Here is a 25,103-nt window from a genome sequence, read left to right on the forward strand (position 1 = left end):
ACACGCCCACCGGGCATCCACAACGGGGATCAAGGGGAAGGACCAGCACAATGGCTCTCGAATTTCTAGGCATGGGTGCGCTCAACGACGGCACCGAAACTCAGCCGCGAAGCGGCGAGGCATTCGATCGCGACTATATTGCGAAGCTGGCCAGGGTGCATCAAGACAGCGGGTTTACCAGGGTGCTCTTCGCCTATAGTTCAGGCAGCCCGGATCCCGCCCAAGCAGCGGCCTACGCCGCGGCTCAGACCGACACACTTGGCCTCCTCGTGGCACACCGGCCCAATGTTTCGGCACCTACTTTTGCTGCCAAAACCTATGCCACCCTGGATCACATTTCCGGTGGCCGGGTGGCCGTGCACTTCATTACCGGTGGCTCCGCAGCTGACCAAGCCGCGGAGGGGGACTTTCTGAGTAAAGACGAGCGCTACCAGCGCACTCGGGAATACTTACAGATCGTTAAGCGTGCCTGGCAAAGCACCGAGCGTTTTGATTACTCGGGGGAGCATTACTCGATCGAAGACTTCGCGCTCGATTTCCTTCCGGTGCAGCAGCCGCGTCCGCTGATTTCCTTTGGGGGCTCCTCGGACGCCGCCTACCAGGTTGGTGCTGCCGAGGCGGATGTTTTTGCGCTGTGGGGCGAGACCTTAGCCGGCACGGCCGAGCAAATTGAATCCATTCGGCAGGCGGCAACAGCGGCCGGCCGGGAGACTTTGCCCCGAATTCAGGTCGCTTTCCGGCCCATTCTGGCTCCCACCCAGGAGCAAGCCTGGCAGCGGGCCGAACAGATTGCCCAGCGGCTGGAGGAACGCGTCAAAGGGGCCAGCACTTTCCGGCACCGCCGCTCGCTCACTCAGCCAGAAAATAGCGGCTCCCAGCGCTTGCTTGAACTGGCGGCGCAGGGCGAGCGCTTTGGCAAAGCGCTGTGGACTAAGACCGCGGAAATTACCGGTGGTGGCGGGAATTCCAATGCCCTGGTAGGGACCCCGGAAGTTGTTGCCGAGGCGCTGCTTGAATATGTCAAGCTCGGCATCGACATCATCTCAGTGAGGGGCTACGACACACTTCAAGATGCCAAGGACTTCGGCGAACAAGTCATTCCGCTACTTCGCGAGGAGGCCGCTAAATTGCCCGCTGTCGAGCAGCGCGAAGCGCAGCAGACAACAGCGCAGCAGACGGCAGCGCAGCAGAGCGTAGGGGCGGTGGCGTGAGTGGCTGCACCAGCTTTGCAGAATCGGGTTCCTCACCACCAGCAAACAGCCGAACCGTTACGACTTGAGGTTCGGCATCTGCATCAGCGACATCGTCTGATTCAGCCGCTCTTGGCGGAGCTGGCGATTGAATACAGCAGCCGTTACGGCCAGAGCCGCCGAGAAGTGCATCAGGAGTTGCTGAACTACCCGGCGGCAGAATTCTCTCCGCCGGACGGGGACTTTTTGGTACTGCTCGAGGCTGGCCAGCCCGTGGCAGGGGGTGCGTTTCGACGCTACGACCGGGAAACCGCTGAGCTGAAGCGGATTTGGACGCACTCGGAACACCGACGCCGTGGCTTGGCCGTGCGGGTGCTGGCGGAATTGGAAGCAGAAGCCGATCGACGCGGCTATCAGCAAATTTATCTGACCACCGGCCCCCGCCAGCCAGAAGCTAAGGCGCTCTATTTGGCTGCCGGGTACCGGGCTGAATTTGATCTGCAGGCCGACCCCGAGAGCATCGGGCCGTTGCCTTTTCGGAAGGAATTGAGCACATGACCACGACCTTGAGTAGAGCTGCCGCGAGGCCGCATGCGCCTTCGCCGAATGGTTATCAAGAGCTGCGAATCGTGCCCGCCCGACATCCCGGGCGCACCGTGGCTACCGTGGCGGTCATCGTGGCACTGGTGCCCTTGTTCATCTCGGTGCTTGGCAACCCGCGCTGGGAATGGGGAGTGGTTGCCCAATGGTTCACCGCAGAGTCGGTATTGCGGGGGCTCGGCGCCACCTTGCTGCTGACCGCGATTGCTGGCAGCGCTGGTTTCGTGCTCGGGTTCCTTTTGGCCCTGATGAGAATATCTGCCTCTCCGGTGCTTCAGTTGGTGTCCTGGGCTTACACCTGGTTGTTCCGTTCGGTGCCATTACTAGTGCAGCTCTTGCTCTGGTACAACCTGGGTTACCTTTACGAGAAGATCCAGCTGGGCGTACCTTTCGGCCCGGTGTTCTTCGAGGTGCAGACCACTACTTTGATCAGTCAGTTCGCCGCCGCCGTGCTGGGGCTGACCCTGCATCAAGCGGCTTATTCGGCCGAGATTATTCGTGGCGGTATTCTTTCGGTAGATCAAGGTCAGCTTGAGGCCGCAGCGGCGCTCGGCCTGCCGCGTCGCCGCCGGGCGCTGCGGATCGTCTTGCCGCAAGCGCTCAGAGCGATCTTGCCCAGCGCTTTCAACGAGATCATTGGTCTGGTCAAGGGCACCTCTGTGGTCTATGTGCTCGCCTTCAATGAGCTTTTCTACACCATCCAGGTGATCTACAACCGTACCCAGCAAGTATTGCCGCTGCTTCTTGTCGCCACCCTTTGGTATGTGCTGATCACCTCGGTGCTCAGCGTCGGGCAGTACTACATTGAGCGTCGTTTCGCTCGGGGCAGCTCGCGGAACATGCCGGAGACCCCCTGGCAGCGACTGCGTAGCAGCCTGACCAGATTCCGGCCCAGTCAGCGGCAGGCTGTCCGATGAGCGGCCCGGCGACTCTGAGCCGTGGCCAGGTGGCGCTGCATTCGGTGCATAAGCGTTTCGGCGACGTTGAGGTACTCAAGGGCATTGATTTGCAGATCGAGCCCGGCGAAGTGGTGGTTATCCTGGGACCTTCAGGTTCCGGTAAATCAACTCTGCTACGCACCATCAACCATCTCGAGAAGCTTGACCGGGGCAGTGTTGAAATTGATGGTGAACTGATTGGCTATCGACGTCGCGGTGATGCGCTGCACGAACTTCCCGAGCGCGAAGTCCTCAGGCAGCGGACTCAGATTGGCATGGTCTTCCAGAACTTCAATCTGTTCCCGCATCTGAGTGTGCTGGAGAACGTGATTGAGGCACCGCGGGCAGCTTTGAGGCAGCAGAAGGCTGCAGCCACCGAAAAGGCCCTTGATTTGCTGGAGCGAGTGGGGTTACGACATCGAGCTAATTCCTATCCACGTCAGCTCTCCGGAGGGCAACAGCAACGAGTAGCCATTGCCAGGGCCCTTGCCTTGGAACCTAAGGTTTTGCTCTTCGACGAACCGACCTCTGCTTTAGACCCAGAGCTGGTCACCGAGGTGCTCGATGTGATCAAAAACCTGGCCAAGAGCGGCACCACGATGATCATCGTGAGTCATGAAATCGGGTTCGCTCGGGAAGTCGCCGATCGGATTGTTTTTCTGGACGCCGGTCAGCTCATTGAGCAAGGCTCGCCGGAACATGTTTTCAGCAGCGCTGCCCATCCACGTGCCCAGGCGTTCCTGGCCAAAGTCCTTTAGGAAAAACATGAAAAAACGACTCACTCGAGTTCAGCGACGAGTTCCCTCAGGCCTTATCGCGTTAACGTTGTCACTGATTGCGGTATCGACGTTGGTGGCTTGCGGAGTAACCGACCCGGTCAGCGCCGTTTCACCGGCTGCTTCCGGTGCACAGATTAATACCGGTCCGGAACAAAACCGAATCCGTGCTCAGCTTGATCCTGCGGCGGCCAAACTTGTGCCCGCTGCCGTTAAAAATCGGGGCAGCTTGGTGGTCGCTACCACCGGATCGACCCCGCCGCTGAGCTTCCACGCCACCGACGATCGGACAGTGATTGGATCGGAAGTGGATCTGGCTCAGCTGGTCGCCGACAAACTCGGACTCTCCCTGAACGTCCAGCTGACTTCCTGGGAGAGTTGGCCACTGAAAACTCAGTCCGGTGACTATGATGCGGTGTTCTCAAACGTCGGTATTAATGCTGAACGTAAGAAACTCTTTGATTTCGCACCGTACCGGGCGGCCTTTATGGGGTTCTTGGCCACCACGAAGTCGAACCTTCAGATTAACTCGGCCGAGGATATTTCCGGGCTGAAGGTGGCGGTTGGAAGCGGTACCAATCAGGAGAAAATTCTGCTGGCTTGGAACGCGCAACTAGAAAAAGAAGCTAAGAAACCAGCGGAGTTGGTGAACTTCAGTAGCGCTAGTGACACTTTGCTCAGCCTACAAGCCGGACGTCTCGACGTCTCGCTGCAGCCCTATCCAAGTGCGGTTTATCAGCAAAGCACCAGCAGTGCTCTGAAAATTGTGGGTCAAATCAATGCTGGCTGGCCCAGTGAGACCCTGGTGGCAGCCACCACAGCGAAAAACAACGGACTCGTCGACGCCTTGAGCGCCGCCATTAACTCAGCCATCAAAGACGGCAGTTACCGCCAGGTCTTACAGAGGTGGGGGCTCAGCAATGAGGCCATTCCCAGTTCGACCGTGGTGCGCTGACCAGTATCGACAGAAGGAACGACGATGAAAAAGAAGATTCTCACTACCGCGGTCTTCGCCGTGGCACTGCTCGCTCCCTTACTCACCGCTTGCGCTGACCCCGGTACTGGGGCACAGTCAGCTAGCAGCGGGGCTCCAGAGATTACGGCTAATCCGGTCAGTGAGGCGGAGAAGGCCGCGCCGCTGCGAAGCAAGCTCAATCAGCAAGCCCACGACCTGCTACCGGCAGCAATCAAGGAACGTGGCACTTTGGTGGTCGGCAATGCCCCGTTTACCGCGCCGCTGTCCTTTTATGCCGAGGGCAATAAGAACATAGTGGGCTCGGACCCTGCCCTAGCCCAACTACTGGCGGACGCCTTGGGGCTCAAGCTAGATTTGCAAGCCACCAGCTGGGCCAACTGGCCGCTCGGGGTGCGTTCGGGCAAATACGACGCGGTTATCTCAAATGTCACGGTGACCGAGGAACGTAAGGAACTCTTTGATTTCTCCACCTACCGCAATGACACTCTGGGTTTCTACGCTCGTTCGGACAGCAAGCTGGGTGAAATCAAAGGGGCGGCCGATGTGGCGGGAAAGAAGATCATCGTCGGTAGCGGCACCAACCAAGAGAAGATCCTGCTGAGCTGGGACGCGCAGAATAAAGCGAAAGGCCTGGCTCCCATTGAGTTTCAGTACTACGACGACGATTCCGCCAGCGAGCTAGCTTTGCAATCCGGGCGAGCAGATCTCACGTTCGGACCTAACGCCACCGGTGCCTATAAGGCGGCGGTAGCGGGAAAGACGAAACTTCTCGGCCTAGTGCCAGGCGGCTGGCCGCTAAGTGCTGAGATCGCGGTGACCAGTAAGAAAGGCTCGGGACTGGTCGAAGCCACCACGGCTGCGATAAATGGCTTAATCAAGGATGGAAGCTATCAGAAGGTGCTGGAACGCTGGGGACTCAGCAGCGAAGCCATCAGTGCATCACGGACTAACCCGCCGGGGCTGCCGAAATCTTAATCAGTTCTTAGCAGATCAGCCTGGGACGCCCCTGCTTGCCTTCGGCGCGGTCGGTTCGCCGGCCGCGCTCGAGGTTTTCCAGGAGGCCGCGATGGTGGCGGCCAAAAATATCAGTTGCAGGATAGTCCGCGGCAGCAGAGCCATCTCAAGGCCAGCCTGGGCGGCATAGACATTGGCGGGGAACATCACTAGGAGCAGCACGGTGAGGCAGATTGCGGCGCTGCGCGCGAAGCGGGGGATAAGTAGTCCGATCGCGCCGGCGAACTCAAGCACCCCGGTCACTGTCACCAGCAGCTCAGGTGCGGGCAGGCCGGGTGGCACCATGGCGATCAGCTCATCTCGTTTGGCCACGAAATGCACTATCGCTGTCATGGTGAACATCACCGCGATAGCGCCGCGGAGTGAAGTTTGCCAGTGTGCAAGGCGACGGACACCGAAGTAACCGATCAGACGTAGTACTGGCCAGGCAACGAGCAGGGCAATCAGGGGTTCCATCTGTCATCCTCCGAGGAAATATTCAATCTTTTCACTGTCAAGATAACCTTGAAATAGAATGTTTCCATTGTCAAGATGAGTTAGAGTGGGGACATGACCGACGCTGCTGAACGCTCCTACCATCACGGCGACCTCCGTCGCGCGCTGCTGGACGGTGCCAGCGACTTGATTGAGCGCGGCGGGGTTAGTGACCTCAGTCTGCGTGAGCTGGCCCGTCAGCTTGATGTCTCCCATGCTGCGCCGAAGCACCACTTTGGTGATAAGCGAGGCTTACTGACCGCGCTCGCCGCCGAGGGGTATCAGCTGCTCGCCGATTCGCTCGAAGAAACTGCGCAACTCACCAAGAGCTTCCGGGAAGTCGGGGTTTCCTATGTGGCATTCGCGGTGAATCACCGGGCCCATTTTGAGGTGATGTTCAGTGAAGACCTCTTCGATCCGGCCGAGCCGGCGCTGCAGGAAGCCCGTGCCAGAGCCGACCGCGCGTTGAAAGACAATATCAGCCGACTCGGTGACGGCAGCCCCTTGGGGGATCAGCGCACAAACGCATTAGCTGCCTGGTCTTTGGTTCATGGCTATGCCAGTCTTTGGCTGAGTGGCAATCTCGACGGTGATCCTTTGACTGGAGCGCGAGCCGTTACCGGCGTGCTGTTCGGTCGAGATCAGGAAGAGTCAACTAATCGCGGTCAGTGATCCGCGATCAACATGCCGACAACGCTTCAGCCGGATAGGATATTGAGGTGACCACCTCAACAAACGGCAAATTTGACCGAACCCCACTGATCGCGGGCAACTGGAAGATGAACATGGACCACGTCCAGGGCATCACCTTGCTGCAGAAACTGGCTTGGACTCTCTCCGATGCTTCGCATGATTATTCGAGGGTGGAAGTTGCGGTTTTTCCGCCTTTCACTGATCTGCGCGGTGTGCAGACCCTGGTTCAGGGCGATCAGCTGAAAGTCGTTTATGGTGCTCAGGACCTTTCGGATCAGGATTCTGGAGCCTACACCGGCGACATCTCTGGTGCCTTTCTGGCTAAGCTAGCTTGCCGCTACGTGCTGGTTGGCCATAGCGAACGCCGCACCATCCACGGCGAGTCCGATGAACTGCTGAACCGCAAACTGCATGCCGCCTACCGGCACCAGCTGACCCCGGTGCTCTGCCTGGGCGAGGGGCTCGAGGTCCGTCAGGCCGGCGAGCATGTCGAGCATACCTTGGCCCAGTTGCGTGCTGACGTCGCTGGCTTGACCGAGCAGCAAGCCGCCGAATTGGTGATAGCTTATGAGCCGATCTGGGCCATTGGCACCGGTGAAGTGGCTGGGCCCGCGGACGCGCAGGAAATGTGTGCCGCGCTGCGCGCCGAACTAGTAGAAATTTTTGACACATCGGTCGCCGAAAAGGCCCGGTTGCTCTATGGTGGTTCGGTCAAGGCGAATAATGTCGCATCAATTTTGCGTGAACGTGACGTTGATGGTGTGCTGGTCGGCGGGGCGAGCTTGGATGTCGCCGAATTTGCTAATATTGTTAGGTTCGAGTCGCATTTGCTGACCGACTAAAGTTTTATCGTTAGCGCTCACTTAGTTTTACACTGACTTATTGACCCAAGGCTGCTTAGCGCAGAAGCGGGACACCTCAGAAGGGTAATCGGATCACCGTGCAAGTTCTCACCATCATTTTGCAGATTTTGCTGGGTATCACCTCGTTCCTGCTGACCCTGCTGATTCTGCTACATAAAGGGCGCGGTGGCGGCCTTTCCGATATGTTCGGCGGCGGCATGTCTTCCTCGCTCGGATCCTCGGGTGTGGCTGAGCGAAATCTCAACCGGTTCACCGTAATTCTGGGGCTAGTCTGGGCCGCAGTGATCATTGCGCTGGGCCTGGTGATCAAGTTCAGCACAGTGGTGGCCAACTGAACGAGTATGCTTCCCACGATTCCCATCCGGCTGAGACGTCGGGTGGGAATCGTGTTTTAAGCGCAGAGGACCTATTTCACCGCTTATTGGCCCTTGACCATGCCAGATTGCAACCTTGGGGGAGTTTCCACGCTCTCAATGTTGCCTGTTATTTTCTGCAGTTTCCAGATCGCAGTTCTAGAGCCTCGCTTGAGCGGGAATGGGCACTACTCCAATGCTTCTTACGAGAAGGATTGCAGGGCGTGCATTCCCTTACTGAGGCAGCCGTACGGGCGAATAACCACCGTCAACCGCCAGCAGCACCGCTAGGTGAGGCTTTGGTCAATGAGGTGCTACCGGTTGGACCTCCAGTTGATCCAGATTTTGGCATTCTTGACGTCGCGGTGGATGGCACTTTTCCGAGTCCTGGGTACTCCGAACGGATGCTGCGTTGGGCGAAATCGCTTGATCGTGCGTGGCGCAGTTCAGCATCCGGGAAATAGTTCCTCCGCCTGGAGCTTCTCGCCGCAAGGGTACCGGGAGGGAGATGGCGATCTTTCTACAGCTAGACTGCCACCTTTGATGGCCCGAGGGGCTAGTTTGTCACCCCTAGCTCTAGCTGGCACCACCAAGGAATAGGTTCTCGGGCACTTTTGCGGCGGCATCCTGGTCCAGCAACCAGAGAGTCTTGATTCGGCCAGCGGGGCCAGCCGCCGGTACTTGAACGGGATTAGCCCCCGCCAAAGCTAAACCAACGGCCCCAGCCTTATCTTCGCCAGCGACCACCATCCAGACCTCTTGAGCCGAGTTGATTGTTGGCAACGTTAGGGACACTCTGGAGGGCGGTGGTTTGGGGGAGTTTTCCACGCCAACCACTAAGGCATCGTTGACGCGGATGCCGGCCATCTCCGGGAAGAGCGAGGCGATATGCCCGTCCGGCCCAATACCAAGTAGCAGCACATCGAAGCGGGGCAAGGCCTGCCAGACGATGGCCGTGGTATCCAGGCCTTCCGGGTCCTCGTCAGGATGCTCAGCAGCTGCCGCGAGAGCTAGCTGCTGAGCATATCGCTCAGCAGCGGCCTGGGAATCGGCGAACTCGTCGGAGCTCCCCATTCGGTGCACTCGTTCCGGGTCCACACCAATCTTCGAGAGCAGCACATCCTCGGCTTGTCGAGCGTTGCGGTCGGCGTCGTCAGCGGGCAGAAAACGTTCGTCGCCCCACCAGAAATTGACCTTTGACCAGTCAACGGCTAGGCAGGCCGCTGAATCCGCCACCGCTTTGAGGGTGGCAATGCCCACCGTGCCACCGGTCAGCACCACAGTGGCTTCGCCTCTCTCGTTCTGCACGTCGAGCAGTTTGGTGATCAATCTGGCCGCTGTGGTGGCAGCTAGCACCTCAAAGCTGGGGTGAATATTGATCCGAACTGGTCCGGGTGCTGAACTCATTTAGCCTACCTCGCGCTGTTCATTGGCCAGCAAACTGCTTAAGCCTTCGGTGATAACCTCGCCAAAAACCTCATCTGGGTCAAGTCGGCGAAGTTCTTCCGAAAGACAGTCTTGCAAAGAACGCCGTGGCAGGGAAATATGCTGCACTGGCTGTCCCGGTTGAGTCAGGGTGGCTTCCTGGGTTCCCGGCCGCAGTAACTCAATAGATCCACCCTGGCGTTCCAGCACCACGCGCCGAATCCCGGTACCGGCCGGATCCTCGATCACCGTGGTCGGCACCTGCAAAGCTTCATGCAACCAAGCGGCCAGCAGCATCGTGCTTGGCGAGTCCGAGGCACCCTCCACCAGCAGTGAGGTCACCGGTTCGTCGTCGAGCTGATCGAAGGCCGCAGCCAGCTGAATCCGCCAGTTCGTTAGACGGGTCCAGGCTAAATCAGTGTCGCCCTCGGTGTAGCTCTGACTAATGTGTTCCAGAGCTTCACGCGGGTTCGGCTCATTCGCGGAATCGGTGATCCGGCGATGCGCGATCTTACCGATCGACGTTTCCGAAGCAACCGCGGGGATGCCGTGTGGCCACCAAGCCACGATTGGGGCGTCCGGCAGCAAGAGCGCGGAGACCAGCGATTCGCTCTGATTAGCGAGGTCGCCGTAACCATGCAGCACAATCACCTCGGAGGCACCGGCGTCGCCACCCACCCGAATCTGGGCATCGAGCTTAGTTTCGTCCTGCTCAGAAGCATCAGCGAGCACAATGATCCGGCACGGGTGCTCCCGGCTGGCCAGATTGGCAGCCTCAATGGCTTCCTCTTCATAACCGCTCTTGGTCAGCACCACTAAGGTAAGCACTCGACCTAGCGTTACCACGCCACCTTTTTCCCGCATTGACTGGATCTCCTTGGAGACCTTGGACGTCGTTGTATCGGGTAGATCAATAATCACGGCCTTCTCCAGCTTCGTCCGTCACGGTTCATCAGTTCGTCGGCTGAGGCGGGACCCCAGCTGCCCGGCGGATAGGACTCGGGTTGCTTACCCTCCGTGGCCCAGAACTTCTCAAAGGGGTCAAGGATCTTCCAGGACAGTTCGACTTCTTGATGCCGCGGGAAGAGCGGCGGCTCACCCAGCAAAACATCGAGAATCAAGCGTTCGTAAGCCTCCGGGCTGCTTTCGGTGAAAGCGTGTCCATAGCCGAAGTCCATCGTGACATCGCGGACTTCCATCTGGGTGCCGGGCACCTTGGATCCGAAACGAATGGTGACACCCTCATCCGGCTGCACCCGGATGACTACCGCGTTCTGACCGAACTCATCGTCGCTGTGATCGGTGAACAGCAGATTAGGCGCCTTCTTGAAAACCACTGCAATTTCGGTCACCCGGCGGCCCAGCCGCTTACCGGTGCGCAGGTAGAAGGGCACACCCGACCAGCGCCGGGTGTTGATATCGAGTCGCACCGCGGCGTAAGTCTCGGTGGTGGAATCGGCGGGAATACCCTCTTCCTCCAAATAACCGAGAACCTTCTCGCCGCCTTGCCAGCCGCCCGCAAATTGGCCGCGAGCGGAGTGGGTGGAGAGATCTTCTGGCAGTTTGACCGCGGCCAGCACCTTTTCCTTCTCGGCCCGCAGATCCTCGGCGTTGAAGGAAATCGGTTCCTCCATCGCGGTCAGCGCGAGTAGTTGCAGCAAGTGGTTCTGAATCACGTCCCGAGCCGCCCCGACGCCGTCGTAGTACCCTGCCCGGCCACCGGTGCCAATGTCCTCGGCCATGGTGATCTGCACGTGGTCGACGTAGTTGGCGTTCCAGAGCGGCTCGAAGAGCTGATTCGCGAAGCGCAGGGCCAACAGATTCTGCACTGTTTCTTTGCCCAGGTAGTGGTCGATGCGGAACACCGAATCCGGCGGGAAGACCGACTCGACCACGTCATTGAGCGCCCGTGCCGATTCCAGATCGTGCCCGAAGGGCTTCTCAATCACCACTCGTCGCCAGTGCCCGGGAGTGGACTGGGCTAGCCCGTGCTTGGAGAGCTGACGGCAGACCAAGTCGAAGGCCTTCGGCGGAATCGACAGGTAAAAAGCGTGATTTCCCCGGGTGCCGCGATCAGCATCCAGCTCTTCAAGGGTTTCCTTGAGCCGATTGAAAGCATCGTCGTCATCGAATTCACCCTGCACGAAACGAATGCCGTCCATTAGCTGATTCCAGACCGCCTCATCAAAGGGGGTACGGGCGTGGGCCTGTACCGACTCTTTGACTTCGGCGGCGAAATCCTCATCTTCCCACTGTCGGCGGGCAAAGCCGACCAGCGCAAAGCTGGGCGGTAGCAGGCCGCGGTTAGCCAGGTCGTAGACCGCCGGCATCAGCTTTTTGCGGGAGAGATCTCCGGTGACGCCGAAGATCACCAGCGAGGAAGGCCCGGCGACCCGGGAGAGCCGCCGGTCGCGCGGATCGCGCAGTGGGTTATTGCGATGATTCTTGCCGTTGGATGAGGCAGCATGCGAGCTAGCTGCTGAATCAGTCATCTGCTTCTTAGGCTTCCTGTTGCAATTGTGCGATCACGGATTCCAACTGCGCGACGCCGTCCGCGCGCTCAGTTAAGTGCAGTCGCAATACCGGCCGACCGTGCTCGGCGAGTACTTGAGCATCACCGGCGGCTTGCGCTTCGATCAGTTGACCGAAGCTAAACGGCCGATCCGGGATGGCTAGATCCTCGGAGGCTGCCGCGGTGATCTGCAAGAACACTCCGATTGCGGGGCCGCCTTTATGGAACTGACCGGTGGAGTGCAAGAACCGTGGCCCCCAGCCGAAGGTCACCGGGCGGTTGGTGATCGCGGCCAACTGATCGCGGACACCAGCCAGCGAGGCGTGCGTCAAACGATCAAAGTAGGCTTGCACGCTCAGATAACCGTCGCCGCTGAGCTCGCCGAAGAGGGCCTTGAGCGCTTCGGTCACTGTTGTTGCCGAACCGAGCCAATCGCCGCCACGCACCTCAATGGCGCCGTCAGTAAAGTTAGCCGGCACCGGCTCCGGGCGGGCGTCCAGTAGACCGCGGGCGGCTTTTTTGGCCGCCTCGACGTCGGGCTGGTCGAAGGGGTCGATGCCGAGCAGTCGGCCAGCGACCGCCACCGCGAACTCCCAGAGCATCATCTGGGCGCCTAAGCCACCGGAGAGCACTACTTGATCGCCGCTCGGGTCGACCTCCTCCTCGGGGGAGACCAACCGGACTACCAGCACATCCTCAGCGCCGGAGGAGACCTCGGGCGAGTTCGGATCGGCAACCACCGGGAGGACGCCGGTGCCCAGCTTGCCGGTCGACTCGGCGATCAGCTGCTCGGCCCAGTCGGCGAAACCAATAATGCCGGAACCTTCATCGACGATCACGATCTTATTGCGCAGCGGGTTAGTGCCGCCCAAGGCGCTGCCTAAGCCGAGGCCAATATTATCGGCGTCGTTATCACGCAGAATCTCGCCAGCTTCCTCGGCGTCATCAAGCAGAGCCTGAATATCCACACCGGCCAAGCCAGAAGGCACCAGACCGAAAGCAGTCAAGGCCGAATAACGTCCACCGACATTCGGATCGGCATTGAATACCGCGCGGTAACCGGCTTCGCGGGCCGAGGCATCGAGTGGCGAACCCGGGTCGGTGACTACAATGATGCGGCGCTTGGCATCGATCCCGGCAGCATTGAATTCTTGCTCGAAAATACGCCGCTGTGAGTCGGTTTCCAGGGTGGAACCGGACTTCGAGGACACCACCAGGGCGGTTTCCTGAAGCCGATCCTTGACCGCGTCACGGACCTGCTCCGGGTCGGTGGAATCCAATACGGTGAGCTCGACGCCTGCGGTCTTGGTGATCACCTCGGGGGCCAGCGAGGAGCCGCCCATCCCGGCGAGCACAATGTGATTGACACCCTCGGCCTGCAGCTCGGCGCGCAGCGCGACAATCTGCTCAACTAACGGAGCAGAAATCGCTGGAGCTTCCACCCAGCCGAGTCGAATCGAAGCTTCGGACTCGGCGTCCTTACCCCAGAGCGTGTGGTCCTGAGCGAAGATCCGGGAGGCCACCTCGTCGGCGACCAAGGCTGGCAAATGCAGCTCGGCTGCCGCCAGCGCGGCACCACTGGCAGCGAAAGAAAGGCTCGACATCTTAGGCTTCCTTTGCGCTATTGAGGGTCTGCTGAACATCTTCGAGCAGCTCATTCCAGCTGGTCACGAACTTCTCCAGGCCTTCCTTCTCCAGCAGCGCTACGACGTCGTCGTAGTGCACGCCGAGGCCTTCCAGGGCGTTCAGCACCGCATTCGACTCGTCATAGTGTGCAGTTACCGTGTCGCCGGTAACGACTGCGTGATCGAAGGTGGCATCGAGGGTCTTCTCCGGCATCGTGTTCACCACGTTCGGAGCCACTAGCTCAGTGACGTAGAGGGTGTCCGGGTACGCCGGATCCTTCACCCCGGTGGAAGCCCAGAGCGGGCGCTGCGGCAGCGCGCCCGCTTCGGCGAGCAACTTCCAGCGTTCGGAGCCGAACTGCTCCTGGTAGATCTGGTAGGCCAGCCGAGCATTCGCGACGCCCGCCTTGCCCTTCAGCGCGTTGGCCTCATCACTACGCTCGCCCTTTTCGGCCAGCGCAGTAAGTCGCTTGTCGATCTCGGTATCTACCCGGGAAACGAAGAACGACGCCACCGAGTGGATCTGGGAGAGGTCGTGGCCGTTTTCTTTAGCCTTCTCGATGCCGAGCAGGAAAGCGTTGATCACCGCACGGTAGCGTTCCAACGAGAAAATCAAGGTGACATTGACGCTGATGCCCGCGGCCAAAGTCTCGGTGATCGCTTCCAGGCCTTCTAGCGTCGCCGGGATTTTGATGTGCACATTGGACTTGCCGACCTTCTCATGCAGTCGTTTGGCCTCGGCGATGGTGCCCTCGGTGTCCCAGGCTTTGCGCGGGTCGACCTCGATGGACACCCGCCCGTCGACGCCCTTGCTGGCTTCGGCGATCGGCGCGAACAAATCGCAGGCATTGGCAACGTCCTGGGTGGTGATCTCAAAAACAGCCGTCTCGACGTCGGCATCGCGTCTGGCAAGCTCCGAGACCTGTTCGGAGTACGGGCCACCGTTGGAGATCGCGGCCTGGAAGATCGACGGGTTGGTGGTCACGCCGACCACGTTCTTCTCCTCGATCAGCTTCTGCAGGCTTCCGCTGTTGAGCCGTTCGCGGGAAAGATCGTCGAGCCAAATGGAGACACCGGCCGCTGAAAGTTGTGCTGTGGGGGTTAGATCGCTCATTACTCTCTCCTAAAATTTCTTCGCAAAAGACTAAACGGCTTGAATGGCTTGAATCGAGTCCTTGGCCGCGGTGGCGACCGCCTCAGAGGTTATGCCGAATTCGGCGTACAGACGCTTGTAATCGGCCGAGGCGCCAAAGTGTTCCAGCGAAATGGAACGCCCGGTGTCACCGACGAATTCCCGCCAAGGCAAGGCCAGGCCGGCCTCGACCGAAACCCGGGCCTTGACTGCCGAAGGCAATACCGACTCGCGATAGGCTGCGTCCTGCTTGTGGAACCATTCGATCGAGGGCATCGAGACGACGCGGGCCGCGATTCCTTCGCTAGCCAGTGCATCACGGGCCTCGACGGCGAGCTGAACTTCGGAACCGGTGCCAATCAGGATGACATCGGGGGTGACGATGGAGGTGTTTCCTGAGCCATCGGTACGCACCGCTTCAGCGAGCACATAGCCACCGCGCAGCACGCCTTCCGCCGAGCCGAACTCGGTTGCCGTGGCAACGCCGCTGCCGCGCTGGTAGGTGGGAATGTTCTGCCTGGTCAGCACGATGCCGGCTGGGTTCTCACGGTTCTCCAGAATGCCGCGCCAGGCCTGGGCTACCTCATTGGCATCGCCCGGACGCACCACGTCCAGGCCGGGGATAGCGCGTAGGCTAGCCAACTGCTCGACTGGCTGATGGGTTGGCCCGTCTTCGCCGAGGCCGATGGAATCGTGAGTCCAGACATAAATGCTGGGCACACCCATGAGAGCGCCGAGTCGAATGGCTGGACGCTGGTAATCGGAGAAGATCAGGAAGGTGCCTGAGAAGGCTCTGGTCGGTCCGCCCAGGTGAATACCGTTCACGATCGCGGCGGCGGCGTGCTCACGAATGCCGAAGTGCAGCACCCGGCCATAGGGATTGCCTGACCAGGCGTTGGTCTGCCGATCGCTCGGCACGAAGGAAGCGGCACCTTCGATAGTGGTGTTATTGGACTCTGCCAGGTCCGCGGAGCCGCCCCAGAGTTCCGGCAACTCGGAGGCAATCGCATTGATCACCTTTCCGGAGGCAGCGCGGGTGGAGACGTCCTTGCCAGCTTCGAAGCTCGGCAGCGCCGCGGTCCAGTTCTCCGGTAGCGCGCCGGACTCAATTCGAGCCAATAATTTGGCGTCCTCCGGATGGGTGTTTTGCCACTCACCGAAGGCGGTGTCCCACTCTTTGTGCTCGGCGGCACCTCGCTCGACGACCTGGCGGGCATGGGCCAGCACCTCAGCGTCGACCTCGAAGCTCTTCTCCGGGTCGAAGCCCAAGAACTTTTTCAAACCAGCTACCTCTTCAGCACCCAGTGCAGAACCGTGAATCTTACCGGTGTTCTGCTTGGTCGGTGCGGGCCAGCCGATGATGCTGCGCAGCGCAATAATCGAGGGCTTTGAGGTCTCGTTCTTCGCCTCGATCAGAGCCCGGTAGAGTTCGGCGACGTCCTCGACGTACTCGCCGGTTTTGGTCCAGTCCACCCGCTGCACGTGCCAGCCATAAGCTTCGTAGCGCTTCAGCACGTCCTCGGAGTAAGCAATGTCGGTGTCATCTTCAATCGAGATGTGGTTTTGGTCGTAGAGCACCACCAGATTGCCGAGTTCCTGGTGCCCGGCAAGCGACGAGGCCTCGGAGGTGACACCCTCCTGTAAGTCGCCGTCGGAAGCGATCACCCAAATATTGTGATCGAAGGGGCTGCTGCCCGGGGCGGCGTCGGCGTCGAACATGCCACGCATCCGGCGCTGCGAGTAAGCGAAGCCCACCGAGGAAGCCAAGCCTTGGCCCAGCGGGCCGGTGGTGATTTCCACGCCCTTGGTGTGCTTGTACTCGGGGTGCCCCGGAGTGAGTGAACCCCAGGTACGAAGCGACTCCAGATCGCTCAATTCCAGCCCGTAGCCGGAAAGGAAGAGCTGGATGTAAAGGGTCAGCGAGGTGTGCCCGGGGGAGAGGATAAAACGATCACGGCCAGCCCACAGGGGATCCGCAGGATCGTGTTTGAGTAACCTCTGGAAGATCAAATAAGCGGCAGGGGCTAGAGACATTGCGGTGCCCGGGTGGCCATTTCCCACCTTCTCCACCGCATCGGCGGCCAACACTCGAACGGTGTCAACGGCTTTCTGGTCTAGCTCGGTCCATGAAAATTCTTGCGCTTGCTGTGGCATCGAAAACTGTGCCCTCTCTTGCGAATATCGTGCATTCTTGAACTCCGACTTCCAGCTTAGTGCTTAAGCCCTGTGGCCCCCGCAACTATATGGCGTCTAACTCGTCACACTGACTTGAGCAGCCCACCACGCAGCTGGCGCCGAAGGGCAATTGAGCGGTTTCTATCCGAGGTAGAATGAATTTAGATACCAGCTGGATGAGAAATATGGGTGAGACGTGCGTGTAACGCAGAGTGCAACGACACCGCTGGAGTCGACGACTCCGCAGAAACTAGGTTTCAGCGCTAAGGCTAAGGCTTATTTCGCTCTGACCAAGCCGCGAGTGATCGAGCTTCTTCTGGTGACCACCTTGCCGACGATGATTTTCGCGGCCCGCTCGTTCCCCGATATCTGGCTGATTATTGCCACCATGGTGGGTGGTGCCTTCGCCGCCGGTAGTGCTGGAGCGTTCAACTGCTACATTGATCGCGATATTGACAAAGTAATGCACCGCACCGAGAACAGACCTCTGGTCACCGGTGCGATCAGCCCGCGGGAAGCCCTGATTTTCTCCTGGGCGCTCGGAGTGCTCGCCATTGTGATTCTCTGGTTTGGCGCTAATCCGCTCTCCGGCGTGCTCGGTGCGGCCGCGATTTTCTTCTACGTGGTGGTTTACACCTTGGTGCTGAAGCGGCGTACCGCGCAGAACATCGTCTGGGGTGGCATTGCTGGCTGCATGCCAGTGCTGATCGCCTGGGCCGCGGTGACCAACCGGGTCGAGTGGCCCGCAGTCATTCTATTCAGCGTGATTTTCCTTTGGACGCCGCCGCATTACTGGCCGCTTTCAATGCGCTACAGCGAGGACTACAACGCCGCGAAAGTGCCGATGCTGGGCGCTGTAGCTGGCGCGCGCATCGTCTCAGTGCAGGTAGTTCTCTACGCCTGGGCGATGGTGGCTTGTTCGCTGCTGATGATACCGCTGGGACGTGCCGGAATTGTCTACACAGTCGTCGCGCTGGCGGCTGGTGCCTGGTTCTTAGTCGAGGCGCACCGCTTGTACAGCAAAGCACAGCACAATACGTTGACCAATAAGGGCGCCATGAAGGTCTTCCACGGCTCAATCAGCTATCTGACTTTCCTCTTCGTTGCGCTCGCCGCTGATCCCTTCATCGGCCAGCCGCTCATGGGCTAAGCGCCCATCCGTTCTGCCTGCTTAGAGGTCACTACGCGTTCTGCGGTTTCTCAGCTGTTCGCTATCGTGAACCCCAGCTTGCCGCGGCAAGTTCTCAGGCGGTGCGTCGGGCCCGCAGTGCGACGTCGGCGAGGTTGGTGCCGACCGCCAGCAGCGCCGCAGCACCCAGCATGTGCAAGCCAACCAGCACAATCGGCAGCCCAGTGAAGTACTGCACAAAGCCAACTGCGGCCTGCAAGATCACCACTGCCAGGAGCCAGAGCGTCGCGGAGCGCAGCAAATCTCCGCCGCCACGGCGCCAGCACAAGAGGATCAACACCAAGGTGCAGGCCACCAAAAGGTAGACCGGCAGGGCATGAATGCGAGTAATCAGCTCGGGCTCAAGTCCATTACGAGGCGCATCGGCGTCGCCGGCGTGTGGGCCGGAACCGGTCACCATCACGCCGAGAACCACCGTTACACCAACCAGTATCGCGGCGACCAGAGAGAGCTGACGGAGCGTGCTGCGTACCGGCTTTTGGCTTTCCGGTGGCCGACCATAGGCGCGGTTGACCAGCAGCATGGAGAAAATCACCAGGGTCGCCGAGACCAGGAAGTGAAAGCCGACCACCCAGGGGTTGAGGTTGCTGAGCACGGTGATCCCGCCGATTACGCCTTGCGCCGGAATGGAGGCCAGCAAGCCGAAAGACAGCCAGAACATGACCGGCTGTTCTTTGCGGATTCCGAGCAAGGAGATCAGCATTGCTGCCGCGACGAGGGCCAGCGCGAAGGTCAGGGTGCGGTTACCGAACTCGATGAAGCCGTGGATGCCCATTTCCGGGGTGTTCACCAAAGAATCAGTTGTGCACTTAGGCCAGGTTGGGCAGCCCAATCCTGAGGAAGTCAGCCGCACCGCACCGCCGGTGCCGACCAGCACGATCTGGCCGATCAGCGAGGCAATGGTCAGCCGCCGGACGGTGGTGTTGACCGTGGTGGGTAGCTTGGCCAGCAACGACCGATACAGGGTACTCATTTCAACTCCATTTGAACCATTTCACGGCGGCCACCGAGGCAACCACCGCCCAAACCAAAAGCACGATGACCGAGAAAATATTGAAACTTCCGTGCAACATTGCCGAGCGCATTGCTTCGCCGAGGGCACCGGAGGGTAAGAACTGCACGATGTCCGACATGAGCCCCGGTGAACGGCTCGGCGGCAGCACAATGCCGCCCAGGGCGCCGAGTAAGATCCAGAGCAAGTTGGTCAGCGCCAAGGTAGCTTCCGGCCGCGCGGTGCCGGCAATGAGCAGGCCCAGCGAAGTGAAGGACAGTGCTCCGAGGACCAGCAAGGGAATGCCCAAGAGCACACCGGGGAAATGTGGCTGCCAACCGAGGAGAAGCGCCACCGCACCGATCACGATGACCTGGATCACCAACACCGCGAGCACGGCAATCACTTTTCCCGCGATCAGCCCGCTACGACCCAGCGGGGTGGTGGAGAGGAAGCGCAGTACGCCGTAACGGCGGTCGAAGCCGGTAGCTATGCCCTGGCCGGTAAAAGCCGTAGACATCGCGCAGAGCGCCAAGATTCCAGGTGCCGCAATATTGATTCGGCTCTGCCCCAGATCATCGAGTAGCGGGGTCACCACCAGAGCTATCAGCCCGAGTAAAGGCAGCACAATAGCCAGAATGAGCTGTTCGCCATTGCGCAGCATGGTGTTGGTTTCGTAGCGAGCTTGTAAAACAATTCGCCGGGCCAGTGGCACCGGGCGCGCCTGCCCCGGATGGATCGGGCTGCTTAGTATCTGCTCAGTCATTTCTGTGCCCTCTCCAGCGCGGCAATGTTCGCGATGTCGAGAAAAACATCCTCGAGCGAGCGTGAAGCCAAGTTGATCGAAGTGGGCATTACCTGATGGGTTGCCCACCACCCAGCCAAATCAGCCAAGTCGCTGCTTTGCAGCGGGCCGCTCACGGTGTAACTGCCGGGTCGGGTCTCAACCAGCCTCAGTTCGTCACGTAACGTCGGGGTCAGGCCGGGAGTGGCATCGAAAGTCAGAGTGCGGGTTGAAGAGTTATGATCCGCTGCCTTGAGTAGTTCAGGCACGGTGCCTTCAGCGACGGTCCGGCCATCATCGAGGATGTAGACATAATCGGCCAAACGCTGTGCATCGTCGAGCAGGTGAGTGGTGAGCACCACCGCGAGGCCATCGCTGCGCAACTTGCGAATCAGCTCGAAGACCAGTTGCCTTGATTGCGGATCTAGACCGGCGCTGGGCTCATCGAGAAAAACCATTTCCGGCCTGCCGACCAATGCGGCGGCCAGGGCGACTCGCTGCTTTTGGCCACCGGAGAGCCGCCGAATCGAGGTGCTGGCAAAGGACTCGATATCGAGCAGTTGCACCAGTTCGTCGACCGGCCACGGGTCTTGATACATCCCAGCGACGTGGCGCAGCAGTGGGATGGGCCGCAACGCGGGCGGCAGGCCGCCATCCTGCAACATGACGCCAACCCGGGCGCGCAAAGCCGCATCTGCCATTTCCGGGTCAACGCCGAGCAGTGAAATCTTGCCGCCCTGTCTTTTCTGTAAACCTTGAGCGCATTCCAAAGTGGTGGTCTTACCCGCACCATTGAGCCCCAACAGCACTGTTACCTGGCCGAACTCGGCGGTCAATGAGAGTCCGCTAATCACCCGTTTCATTCGGCCGTCGAGAGCCGGGACCGGGCCGACGTCTTTAACTAGGCCGTCAATGATGAGGGCGGGGGAGGAGGCGTCGGGCACGCCCTCTAGTCTACGGCACTCTTTTCTACGCTGAGTAGTAAGACTATTCTCAAGTTTATTTGGCATACTGGGTCGCGTGCAGAGCAGAAGAATCCGGACCCTGAAAACCCTCGCCCTGACCGTTCCAGCTTTGCTGTTGGCGCTCGCTCTGAGTTCCTGCGATAACGGGGACAATGGCGCAAAGGATGCCGCGCAACAACTAGCGAACGCCTTGAACGCGGGTGATCTGAAATCCCTGAGCTTCGCCGATTCGGTCAGCGGAGAAAACGCTACTAAGTCTTTCAGCGAACTGATCAAGCCACTTGGTGAGGTCAAACCGCAGGTCAGCCTGGCCTCCGTGGAGCCGGAGAAAGACAGCAAAGACAAGGTCACCGCAACTTTTGCCTACGAGTGGAAATTCGGCAGCGAGAGCTGGAAATACAACACCACAGCCACGTTGAGCCGCAACGATAAGACCTGGACCACCGGCTGGACGCCGGAGCTGGTGATTCCCAATTTCACCGCCGGGGATGTGCTGCAGCTCAAGAGCACGTCCGCCCCGCGCGGCAAGATTCTCGGTGATGCCGGTCAGGTGTTGGTGGAAGATCGGCCGGTGCTGAATATTGGTATTGATAAAACCAAGGTTCCTGCCGCAGCGCAGGCGGCCTCCGCGCAAGCCCTGGCCACACTGCTGGATATTGATGCAGCAAGTTACCTCAAACAAGTGCAAGCCGCCGGACCGCAGGCCTTCGTACAGGCTATTTCCTTGCGCGATGACGCCAACCGGACCGTCACTGACCAGCAAATTGCCGCGATTACCGGCGCCGTAGCGATCAAGGCCACGCTGCCCCTGGCCCCGACCCGAAATTTTGCCCGTGCCATCCTGGGCACGGTCGGCGAAGCCACCGCCGAATTGATCGAAAAGTCGAAGGGCCGACTAAAGGTTGGCGATCTCACCGGGCTGAGCGGCATGCAAGCTCAGTTCGATCAAGAACTGGCGGGTAGCCCCGGAATTCAGGTCGTCGAGAAAAAGCCCGACAACAGCGCTAGCGAGCCGCGAGTACTGTTCAGCACTGAGGCGAAGGCGGGCAGTAACCTCAAGACCACATTGAACGCGAACACTCAGACGATTGCGGAAACTGTGTTGGCAAAGACAAGTTCCGCTTCCTCGGTGGTGGTGATCAAACCGTCAACAGGAGCGGTATTGGCGGCAGCCAATGGGCCGGGCAGCAATGGATACAACACCGCCCTCCTGGGGCAGTATGCACCCGGGTCCACCTTCAAGACAGTGACTTCACTGGCACTGCTGCGTAAGGGCCTGACCCCCGAGAGCATCGTTTCGTGCACTCCATCGGTAGCGGCTGGCGGTACCAGCTTTAAAAATGCTCCCGGATACCCGGAGTCGAGCATCGGCCAGATCACCTTGCGCGATGCTTTTGCACACTCTTGTAATACCGCTTTTGTCTCAAACGCACAGAAACTGAGTCAACAAGATCTCGCCGACGCTGCGGCGAGTCTTGGCATCGGGGCGCAGGCTGGCGAGAATCTGGGTACCGAGGCGTTCGCCGGCAATGTCAAACTGACCGGCACCGATGCTGAGCACGCTGCCTCCATGATCGGTCAGGGCACCGTGCTTGCTTCGCCTTGGACGCTCGCGGTGGTGGCCGCCAGTGTCAGTCATGGCTCGCTGGTCAAGGCCAAGCTCGTGCAGGATCCCGCAGATAGCTCCGCCCAGACCAATGGCAGCGCCCAGCCCAGCGGTAGTGCTCAGCCCAGCGCGTCTGCGACCTCCTCGGCCAGCAGCGCGCCACCGGTCAAGCCGCTCACCGCTGCCGAGGCCGTCGCGCTTAAGGACATGATGGCGGCGGTGGTGACTAGCGGTCACGCTGCGGTGCTGCAGAATCTGCCGGGAGGTGCGGTAATTGCTAAGACCGGTACCGCTGAATACGGCAACGCCAAGCCGCCGAAAACCCACGCCTGGATGATTGCCGCTCAGGGCGATCTTGCGGTTGCGGTTTTTGTTGAAGACGGTGGTTTAGGCGCTGGCACGGCCGGGCCAATTGCTGCCGATCTGCTGACCAAGCTGGCGGCAAAATAGCTGTGACGATGTGTGACTAGCCACTCATGTGCGGGGGATCACGGCACTGAAAGGCTTGCCTAAGTAGCTGGCGGGAAGCTATTAGGACATAATTGTGTTGTGTATTCCGTGACGGTTAATTCTCAAGCGGCAGTGGCCGCTGAGGCGCCGACGGGAACTAGCATTCCTCAAGGTAGCCCAGACAGCGACGAGCGAACCCGGGACCGGGTCCGCGATGCCGTGCTGGAGCACGGTCCGGCCAGCGCGGCCCAATTGGGAAGTATGCTCGGGCTGACTCCGGCTGCGGTTCGGCGGCATCTCGACCAACTGGAAAAATCCGGTGTGATCGAAGTGAAACTAGTGCGTGGCTCGGGGACCGGAGCGGGCCGACCAGCTCGCCGCTATGTACTTTCCAGTCAAGGACAATCAGGGCTGGGAAACGATTATTTGCAGATCGCCCGCACCGCGCTCAAACAATTAGTGGCGGCCACCGGCGACGGCGCGGTGAAAGTCTTTGCCGAGCAACGCTTTGCCGCAATGAAGGCGCGCTACGCGCCATTATTGGCGGAGGCCGGAGACGATGTGGGCCGCCGGGCGGAGATTCTTTCTCAAGCTTTGAGTGCCGACGGTTACGTCGCTTCGGCAACCACCCTGCACGCGGCGGGACCGCTGCAAGCTGTGCAACTTTGCCAAGGGCATTGCCCGGTGCTGGAGCTTGCCGCCGAATATCCAGAGTTTTGTGAGGCTGAGACTGAGGCATTCTCCCAGTTGCTCGGCCTCGATGTCCGCAGGCTCTCCACCCTGGCGAGCGGTGGACATGTCTGCACCACCCATATTCCTACCGGTCGTTCTTCGGCAGAAGAACCCCGGGAAAAGGCAAAGCTCGACCTGCTAGAAAGGCAGTAGTGATGACAGATCAAATAGCCATCGGCCAGACGGATACAGCCAGCGATGGGGTAATCACCGACATTCTGGAGCGTAACCCCGAGCTCGAGGGCATCGGTAATTATGCCTTTGGCTGGTCGGATAAGAACGAAGCGAGCGAGAACGCGCGTCGCGGTCTGAGCGAAGAGGTCGTCCGGGATATCTCAGCCAAGAAGAACGAACCGCAGTGGATGCTCGACCTCCGGCTCAAAGGTTTGAAGTACTTCGACCGTAAACCGATGCCCAACTGGGGCGCCGATCTCTCTGGCATCGACTTCGACAACATTAAGTACTTCGTGCGGTCTACCGAGAAGCAGGCCGAGAGCTGGGAAGAGCTGCCCGAAGATATTCGCACCACTTACGAGAAGCTGGGCATCCCGGAGGCCGAACGTAACCGCCTGGTGGCCGGTGTGGCCGCACAGTACGAGTCTGAGGTGGTTTACCACCAGATCCGCGAGGATCTGGAAAAGCAGGGGGTGATCTTCCTCGACACCGATACCGCGCTCAAGGAGCACCCGGAGATCTTCCAGGAGTACTTCGGCACCATCATTCCGGTGGGTGACAATAAGTTCGCCTCCTTGAACACCGCCGTTTGGTCGGGTGGTTCTTTTGTCTACGTGCCGCCGGGCGTGCACGTGGAGATCCCGCTACAGGCTTACTTCCGGATCAATACCGAGAACATGGGTCAGTTCGAGCGCACCCTGATCATTGCCGATGAGGGCTCGTATGTGCACTACATCGAAGGTTGCACCGCGCCGATCTACACTTCGGATTCGCTGCACTCCGCCGTCGTCGAAATCGTGGTGAAGAAGAACGCCCGAGTGCGTTACACCACGATTCAGAACTGGTCGAATAACGTCTATAACCTGGTCACCAAACGCGCCATCGCCCATGAGGGTGCCACCATGGAGTGGATCGATGGCAATATCGGTTCCAAGGTGACGATGAAGTACCCGGCTGTGTACTTGGTCGGTGAGCACGCCAAGGGCGAGACGCTGTCAATCGCCTTCGCGGGCGAGGGCCAGCACCAGGACACCGGTTCCAAGATGGTGCACATCGCGCCGAACACCAAGTCCTCGATCATTTCCAAGTCGGTGGCTCGCGGCGGTGGCCGCGCGGCCTACCGCGGTCTGGTGCAGATCCGTGAGGGTGCTGAGCACTCGGCCAACACGGTGCGTTGCGATGCACTGTTGGTGGATACCATCTCCCGTTCGGATACCTACCCCTACGTCGATATTCGCGAAGATGATGTCTCGATGGGGCACGAGGCCACGGTTTCCCGGGTCAGCGAAGAGCAGCTGTTCTACCTGATGTCCCGCGGTATGCCGGAAGACGAAGCGATGGCGATGATCGTGCGCGGCTTTATTGAGCCGATCGCCCGTGAATTGCCGATGGAATACGCGCTGGAACTGAACCGGCTGATCGAACTGCAAATGGAAGGAGCGGTGGGCTAGTGAGCACCCCCGTTA

Annotated in this window: 24 protein-coding genes; 14 read left to right on the forward strand and 10 right to left on the reverse strand. The window is 59.7% G+C overall.

The features are described 5' to 3' along the window. The first annotated feature begins 50 nt into the window (after positions 1 to 50). From UM93_RS03865 to UM93_RS03890, 6 genes are read left to right on the forward strand one after another with little or no spacing between them, the layout of a single operon-like run. Complete coding sequence (locus tag UM93_RS03865; protein WP_045073778.1) at positions 51 to 1,211, forward strand: LLM class flavin-dependent oxidoreductase; 1,161 nt, start codon at positions 51 to 53, stop codon at positions 1,209 to 1,211. Then, positions 1,212 to 1,748, forward strand: coding sequence for a GNAT family N-acetyltransferase (locus UM93_RS03870; protein ID WP_422784948.1), 537 nt, complete (start codon positions 1,212 to 1,214; stop codon positions 1,746 to 1,748). Then, on the forward strand, positions 1,745 to 2,707 hold the full coding sequence (locus UM93_RS03875) for an amino acid ABC transporter permease (protein WP_045073780.1): 963 nt from the start codon (positions 1,745 to 1,747) through the stop codon (positions 2,705 to 2,707). Before UM93_RS03870 ends, UM93_RS03875 begins: the two co-directional genes overlap by 4 nt. Further along, positions 2,704 to 3,486, forward strand: a complete 783-nt coding sequence (locus UM93_RS03880; protein ID WP_045073782.1) for an amino acid ABC transporter ATP-binding protein — start codon at positions 2,704 to 2,706, stop codon at positions 3,484 to 3,486. The genes UM93_RS03875 and UM93_RS03880 overlap by 4 nt, the downstream gene beginning before the upstream one ends. A gap of 7 nt (positions 3,487 to 3,493) precedes the next feature. Continuing rightward, positions 3,494 to 4,459: an ABC transporter substrate-binding protein gene (locus tag UM93_RS03885; RefSeq protein ID WP_045073784.1), complete on the forward strand. Its 966-nt coding sequence runs from the start codon at positions 3,494 to 3,496 to the stop codon at positions 4,457 to 4,459. A gap of 24 nt (positions 4,460 to 4,483) precedes the next feature. Further along, positions 4,484 to 5,455 (forward strand): ABC transporter substrate-binding protein, encoded by a 972-nt coding sequence (locus UM93_RS03890; protein ID WP_045073786.1) that lies wholly within the window; start codon positions 4,484 to 4,486, stop codon positions 5,453 to 5,455. A gap of 15 nt (positions 5,456 to 5,470) precedes the next feature. On the opposite strand, the gene UM93_RS03895 is transcribed toward UM93_RS03890, so the two are convergent. Continuing rightward, positions 5,471 to 5,950: a DoxX family protein gene (locus UM93_RS03895; RefSeq protein WP_045073788.1), complete on the reverse strand. Its 480-nt coding sequence runs from the start codon at positions 5,948 to 5,950 to the stop codon at positions 5,471 to 5,473. A gap of 93 nt (positions 5,951 to 6,043) precedes the next feature. On the opposite strand from UM93_RS03895, the gene UM93_RS03900 reads away from it, so the two are divergent. The 4 genes from UM93_RS03900 to UM93_RS17910 all read left to right on the forward strand — a co-directional run bounded on the left by UM93_RS03900 (position 6,044) and on the right by UM93_RS17910 (position 8,341). After that, positions 6,044 to 6,640 carry a TetR/AcrR family transcriptional regulator gene (locus UM93_RS03900; RefSeq protein ID WP_045073790.1) on the forward strand — a complete coding sequence of 199 codons (597 nt, stop codon included), beginning with the start codon at positions 6,044 to 6,046 and terminating at the stop codon, positions 6,638 to 6,640. Positions 6,641 to 6,687: 47 nt separating this feature from the next. Further along, positions 6,688 to 7,503, forward strand: a complete 816-nt coding sequence (gene tpiA, locus UM93_RS03905) for a triose-phosphate isomerase (RefSeq protein WP_045073792.1) — start codon at positions 6,688 to 6,690, stop codon at positions 7,501 to 7,503. A gap of 98 nt (positions 7,504 to 7,601) precedes the next feature. Continuing rightward, positions 7,602 to 7,859, forward strand: a complete 258-nt coding sequence (gene secG / locus UM93_RS03910; protein ID WP_045073794.1) for a preprotein translocase subunit SecG — start codon at positions 7,602 to 7,604, stop codon at positions 7,857 to 7,859. Next, the gene (locus tag UM93_RS17910) at positions 7,856 to 8,341 is read left to right on the forward strand and encodes a DUF5946 family protein (RefSeq protein WP_267884342.1); all 486 of its coding nucleotides are present in this window, start codon (positions 7,856 to 7,858) and stop codon (positions 8,339 to 8,341) included. Before secG ends, UM93_RS17910 begins: the two co-directional genes overlap by 4 nt. Positions 8,342 to 8,453: 112 nt before the next feature. Here the strand turns inward: UM93_RS17910 and pgl are convergent, their stop codons facing one another. Genes pgl through tkt form a run of 6 tightly spaced genes read right to left on the reverse strand, consistent with a single transcriptional unit; the run spans position 8,454 to position 16,725 of the window. Next, positions 8,454 to 9,284: a 6-phosphogluconolactonase gene (gene pgl, locus UM93_RS03920; RefSeq protein ID WP_045073797.1), complete on the reverse strand. Its 831-nt coding sequence runs from the start codon at positions 9,282 to 9,284 to the stop codon at positions 8,454 to 8,456. Then, positions 9,285 to 10,223, reverse strand: coding sequence for a glucose-6-phosphate dehydrogenase assembly protein OpcA (locus tag UM93_RS03925; RefSeq protein ID WP_045073799.1), 939 nt, complete (start codon positions 10,221 to 10,223; stop codon positions 9,285 to 9,287). It lies immediately after the preceding gene. Then, the gene (gene zwf / locus UM93_RS03930) at positions 10,220 to 11,794 is read right to left on the reverse strand and encodes a glucose-6-phosphate dehydrogenase (protein WP_082057010.1); all 1,575 of its coding nucleotides are present in this window, start codon (positions 11,792 to 11,794) and stop codon (positions 10,220 to 10,222) included. The genes UM93_RS03925 and zwf overlap by 4 nt, the downstream gene beginning before the upstream one ends. 7 nt (positions 11,795 to 11,801) lie before the next feature. Then, positions 11,802 to 13,418, reverse strand: a complete 1,617-nt coding sequence (locus tag UM93_RS03935; RefSeq protein WP_045073801.1) for a glucose-6-phosphate isomerase — start codon at positions 13,416 to 13,418, stop codon at positions 11,802 to 11,804. A 1-nt stretch (position 13,419) separates the two neighbouring features. Then, positions 13,420 to 14,553: a transaldolase gene (gene tal / locus UM93_RS03940; RefSeq protein ID WP_045073803.1), complete on the reverse strand. Its 1,134-nt coding sequence runs from the start codon at positions 14,551 to 14,553 to the stop codon at positions 13,420 to 13,422. A 30-nt stretch (positions 14,554 to 14,583) separates the two neighbouring features. Then, the gene (tkt, locus tag UM93_RS03945) at positions 14,584 to 16,725 is read right to left on the reverse strand and encodes a transketolase (protein ID WP_045073805.1); all 2,142 of its coding nucleotides are present in this window, start codon (positions 16,723 to 16,725) and stop codon (positions 14,584 to 14,586) included. A gap of 217 nt (positions 16,726 to 16,942) precedes the next feature. Here tkt and UM93_RS03950 point away from each other — a divergent pair, with 217 nt between their 5' ends. Next, positions 16,943 to 17,896 carry a heme o synthase gene (locus UM93_RS03950; RefSeq protein ID WP_045073806.1) on the forward strand — a complete coding sequence of 318 codons (954 nt, stop codon included), beginning with the start codon at positions 16,943 to 16,945 and terminating at the stop codon, positions 17,894 to 17,896. A gap of 94 nt (positions 17,897 to 17,990) precedes the next feature. On the opposite strand, the gene UM93_RS03955 is transcribed toward UM93_RS03950, so the two are convergent. From UM93_RS03955 to UM93_RS03965, 3 genes are read right to left on the reverse strand one after another with little or no spacing between them, the layout of a single operon-like run. Next, positions 17,991 to 18,908 (reverse strand): COX15/CtaA family protein, encoded by a 918-nt coding sequence (locus UM93_RS03955; protein WP_045073808.1) that lies wholly within the window; start codon positions 18,906 to 18,908, stop codon positions 17,991 to 17,993. A gap of 1 nt (position 18,909) precedes the next feature. Then, the gene (locus UM93_RS03960; RefSeq protein WP_045073809.1) at positions 18,910 to 19,692 is read right to left on the reverse strand and encodes an ABC transporter permease; all 783 of its coding nucleotides are present in this window, start codon (positions 19,690 to 19,692) and stop codon (positions 18,910 to 18,912) included. Continuing rightward, positions 19,689 to 20,654 carry an ABC transporter ATP-binding protein gene (locus UM93_RS03965; protein ID WP_045073811.1) on the reverse strand — a complete coding sequence of 322 codons (966 nt, stop codon included), beginning with the start codon at positions 20,652 to 20,654 and terminating at the stop codon, positions 19,689 to 19,691. The genes UM93_RS03960 and UM93_RS03965 overlap by 4 nt, the downstream gene beginning before the upstream one ends. A gap of 76 nt (positions 20,655 to 20,730) precedes the next feature. Here UM93_RS03965 and UM93_RS03970 point away from each other — a divergent pair, with 76 nt between their 5' ends. The 3 genes from UM93_RS03970 to sufB all read left to right on the forward strand — a co-directional run bounded on the left by UM93_RS03970 (position 20,731) and on the right by sufB (position 25,088). Continuing rightward, positions 20,731 to 22,731: a penicillin-binding transpeptidase domain-containing protein gene (locus tag UM93_RS03970; protein ID WP_234399379.1), complete on the forward strand. Its 2,001-nt coding sequence runs from the start codon at positions 20,731 to 20,733 to the stop codon at positions 22,729 to 22,731. 99 nt (positions 22,732 to 22,830) lie between these two features. Next, positions 22,831 to 23,616, forward strand: coding sequence for a helix-turn-helix transcriptional regulator (locus UM93_RS03975; protein WP_052663608.1), 786 nt, complete (start codon positions 22,831 to 22,833; stop codon positions 23,614 to 23,616). Between the two features lie 2 nt (positions 23,617 to 23,618). Continuing rightward, complete coding sequence (gene sufB / locus UM93_RS03980) at positions 23,619 to 25,088, forward strand: Fe-S cluster assembly protein SufB (protein ID WP_045073814.1); 1,470 nt, start codon at positions 23,619 to 23,621, stop codon at positions 25,086 to 25,088. The last annotated feature ends 15 nt before the right edge of the window (positions 25,089 to 25,103 follow it).

Source organism: Psychromicrobium lacuslunae (assembly GCF_000950575.1).
Classification (GTDB): Bacteria; Actinomycetota; Actinomycetes; order Actinomycetales; family Micrococcaceae; genus Renibacterium; species Renibacterium lacuslunae.